Genomic DNA, 3,392 nt, shown 5'->3' on the forward strand with positions numbered 1-3,392 from the left:
GGATGAACCGGACCATTAAGGAGGCGACCGTTAGGCGTTTCTACTATGAGAGCCACGACCAACTCCGCCAGCACCTTGCCGACTTCGTCTTGGCCTACAACTTCGGCCGCAGGCTCAAGACCCTCAAAGGCCTCACGCCCTACGAATTCATCTGCAAGGCATGGCTTTCCCAGCCACAACGGTTCTCTCGCGACCCGCTCCAGCAAATGCCGGGACTAAACAACTAGCGCGATGTAGTCGCGAGCCCGCTCCTCGGCCCGGTTGCGTGCCTCGCCGCGCACCTCCAGGCCAAAGGCGACATTGTCGAGCACGGTGAGCCAAGGCAGCAATCGCGGTTCCTGGAAGATCACCGCGCGATCGGTGCCGACGCCGGCGACCTCCGCGCCGTCGATCAGAACCCGGCCACCGTCCGCCGCCTCAAGACCGGCAAGCACCCGCAAGAGCGTGGTCTTGCCCGAACCGCTGGCCCCGACAGTTGTGGAGAACTCTCACAACGAACCAGTTCATTTCCAAGAAYGCAGCTGCCGATTGGGCCAGCCCACAATTGTCTGATCAARCGGCTGGCACKCTTTCGMTTGCCAGGGACGCCTACCTCGGCGATGGGAAAGACGATCTTCATCTTCGCCRAAAGGAAGTATCGCACGCCGTCGAGGAGTTGAGAGGGCGTATTATYGCTGTCTTGTGACAGCGCCTATGACATTGGCTTTGGGTGTGGCTGGAGCAAAACCAGTCATTCCCCTTCCCACCCCAGTGCCGTCGGCATTTGCCCTTAACGCCACTACCGGAAATGATTCCGTAGGCAGTTCCGGGGCCAACAGCAGACAGTCCGGTTTCGAGCCTCTGATGTGGGATAGCTGCCGGCAAAAAAAGCGCGTCGATCCCAGAGACGGCTTCCGCCCCACAGACAGCAATAGCTGCCATTCCTCTCCCCCACCCCATTCTCGCCGAACCATGCATGGTTAAACGATCAGACAGCAACCCATCTCATTCGGCACCTGCACTGTAGTCGCAATTACGTACCGCAGAATGTCTGCAGGACGCGCTCTTCGTCTGCTGGTGGCCGCGCGTATTCCTCCATCTCGGGCTGCTCGTCGAACGGGCGCGCCAGGACGGCGAGCAAGCTCTGGAAAGGGCCAAAATCGCCTTCATCGGTGGCGGCGGCGATGGCAGCTTCGACACGGTGATTGCGTGCTATGTACTTCGGGTTCACGGTGCGCATCCGAGCAGTGCGGTCGGCTGCATTCTCCGGCTCGAGAGCCAGCCGTTCGCGCCAGCGCGAAGCCCAGCTATCGAAAGCAGTAGGGTCGATGAAGTGGTTGCGTACTCGGCCGGCGCCGTCGACCTCATGAGCGAGATCGCGAAATGTAAGGGTGAAATCCGCCCCGTTGCGCGCCATCAGGTCAAGCAGTCCGGCAGCAAGGTCAAGGTCGCCCGGCTGTTCGGTAAACAGCCCGATCTTGTGGCGGATGCCTTCATTAAACGCAGCCTCGTAGCGTGCCCGGAACGATCCGATCACCGCTTTCGCCTGCTCAAAGCCTTCATCGTCTCCGCCTGCTTCGCTTCCCAGAATGGGCAGCAGCGCTTCGGCCAGTCGCGCCAGGTTCCAGACAGTGATGCGGGGCTGGTTTGCAAACGCGTAGCGGCCTTGATGGTCGATAGAACTGAACACAGTCGCCGGATGAAAGGCGTCCATGAACGCACATGGACCATAATCGATCGTCTCGCCAGAAATTGCGACGTTGTCGGTATTGAGGACGCCATGGATAAAGCCGACCAGCATCCACTGCGCCACCAGCTTCGCCTGCGCTGCTACAACGGCATTGAGGAACCCAAGGTAGCAACGGGGGATTTCGGCGAGATGCGGATAGTGCCGTGCAATTGCGTAGTCCGCCAACGCCCTCAGGCCGTCGATGTCTTCCCGTACGGCAAGGTACTGGAACGTGCCGACACGGATGTGGCTGGAGGCGACGCGCGCTATCAGCGCTCCGGGAAGCCTGGTCTCGCGGTAGACGTGCTCGCCGGTGGCAACCAGCGATAGGGTTCGCGTGGTTGGGATCCCGAGTGCGTGCATCGCCTCGCTGGCGATGTACTCGCGCATCATCGGTCCGAGCGCAGCGCGCCCATCGCCATTGCGGGAAAATCGGGTCGGACCGGAGCCCTTCAATTGAACGTCGCGCAATTGGCCGCTGGTATCGAGCAACTCTCCGACGAGGACGGCACGACCGTCGCCAAGCTGCGGCACGAAGTTGCCGAACTGGTGCCCCGCATAGGCCTGGGCGATGGGRCGCACGTCAGAAGGGAAGCGGTTTCCGGCCAGCATTTCGATACCGTCAGGACTACGCAACCAGCCGATGTCCAGGCCTAGTTCCGTTGCCAGTGTTTCATTCAGTTCAAGCAGACGCGGTGTCGAAACCGAGGATGGATCCGGACGGGCGTAAAGCCGTTCGGGGAGGTCGGCGGCATAAGTGTGTTGGAACCGGGGACTGCGCATGACATCTCGGGGCTTGTTCAGGTTACAGCTAAATAGGGATGCCGCGGGTCGCGGACCAACAATTTGAGAGGGGCTATTGGGGTYGCACCCAATCGATTGGACGTCCAGTCAGGAAGCTGCTGTCAGTTGTCGCCGTAGCGCCATTTCATATCCAGAAGGAAGCGAGCGGCCGAAGGTCTGATGCGTACCCTCGACGTAGTCCTCGTTCTGGGTCCCCAAGCGCAGACCAACGACTCCGAAATCAGCATCTCGCCAGTGTCAGTGAGGACTGATAGTTCTGGGCTCTATGAACACTCTCGGTGTGATCTCAGATACTCACGGCCTTCTGCGTGAGGACGCTGTCGCGCTTCTCCAAGGCGTCGACCACATCGTTCATGCGGGCGACATTGGAAACCCCACCATCATCGAGAGATTGGAGCGTGTTGCGCCAGTCTCGGCAATTCGCGGCAACGTCGATGTCGAGCCGTGGGCGTCTATGTTTCCAGATACCCTTCAAGTGACGCTGTTCGGGCAGAAGATATTCGTGATCCACGACCGAAAGGATATGACGTTTGCTCCAGCCATGATGGGCATCAATCTCTTGATTTCTGGTCATTCTCATCGTGCCAGTATCGAGAGCTGCGATGACGCTATTTATCTCAACCCGGGCAGTGCAGGCCCGCGCAGGTTCAGGCTGCCCATCACCTTGGCAATGGTCCAGATCATCCACGGGCGATGGGAGCCCAAGATTTACGAGATTGCCTCAGATCTTCACTGAAGCCGTCAGCATGACTGACAAGGGACTGTCCTCTGTGGATGGCTCCCGCATTGCAAGAGATAATTCGACGTTCTGGCGCGTTGGTCGGGTGCAGTCTTCTGTCCGGCCTGTTGATGCAGCCATAGGAGACTGCTGGCCCTGATG

At 59.5% G+C, this 3,392-nt stretch carries 4 protein-coding genes and 1 pseudogene; 3 read left to right on the forward strand and 2 right to left on the reverse strand.

Going from position 1 to position 3,392, the window contains the following annotated elements; genetic code table 11:
* The coding region (locus tag AC1DWF_RS31120) for an IS3 family transposase (protein ID WP_476842486.1) at positions 1–227 on the forward strand (227 nt) is incomplete at its 5' end.
* Here AC1DWF_RS31120 and AC1DWF_RS31125 read toward each other — a convergent pair.
* Positions 222–473, reverse strand: a pseudogene (locus AC1DWF_RS31125) (ATP-binding cassette domain-containing protein); the annotation flags it as partial. The gene AC1DWF_RS31120 and the pseudogene AC1DWF_RS31125 overlap by 6 nt on opposite strands.
* 2 nt (positions 474–475) lie before the next feature.
* Here AC1DWF_RS31125 and AC1DWF_RS31130 point away from each other — a divergent pair.
* The gene (locus AC1DWF_RS31130) at positions 476–685 is read left to right on the forward strand and encodes an aminoglycoside adenylyltransferase domain-containing protein (protein ID WP_476842487.1); all 210 of its coding nucleotides are present in this window, start codon (positions 476–478) and stop codon (positions 683–685) included.
* A gap of 327 nt (positions 686–1,012) precedes the next feature.
* Here the strand turns inward: AC1DWF_RS31130 and AC1DWF_RS31135 are convergent, their stop codons facing one another.
* On the reverse strand, positions 1,013–2,491 hold the full coding sequence (locus AC1DWF_RS31135; protein WP_476786479.1) for a protein adenylyltransferase SelO: 1,479 nt from the start codon (positions 2,489–2,491) through the stop codon (positions 1,013–1,015).
* A gap of 286 nt (positions 2,492–2,777) precedes the next feature.
* On the opposite strand from AC1DWF_RS31135, the gene AC1DWF_RS31140 reads away from it, so the two are divergent.
* On the forward strand, positions 2,778–3,248 hold the full coding sequence (locus tag AC1DWF_RS31140; protein WP_476786480.1) for a metallophosphoesterase family protein: 471 nt from the start codon (positions 2,778–2,780) through the stop codon (positions 3,246–3,248).
* Positions 3,249–3,392: the final 144 nt, after the last annotated feature.

The organism is Aminobacter sp. P4_D5 (assembly GCF_056401815.1).

Excerpts from the sequence above, each read along its gene's own strand:
- AC1DWF_RS31140 (WP_476786480.1), top strand. The coding sequence starts at position 2,778 with ATGAACACTCTCGGTGTGATCTCAGATACTCACGGCCTTCTGCGTGAG.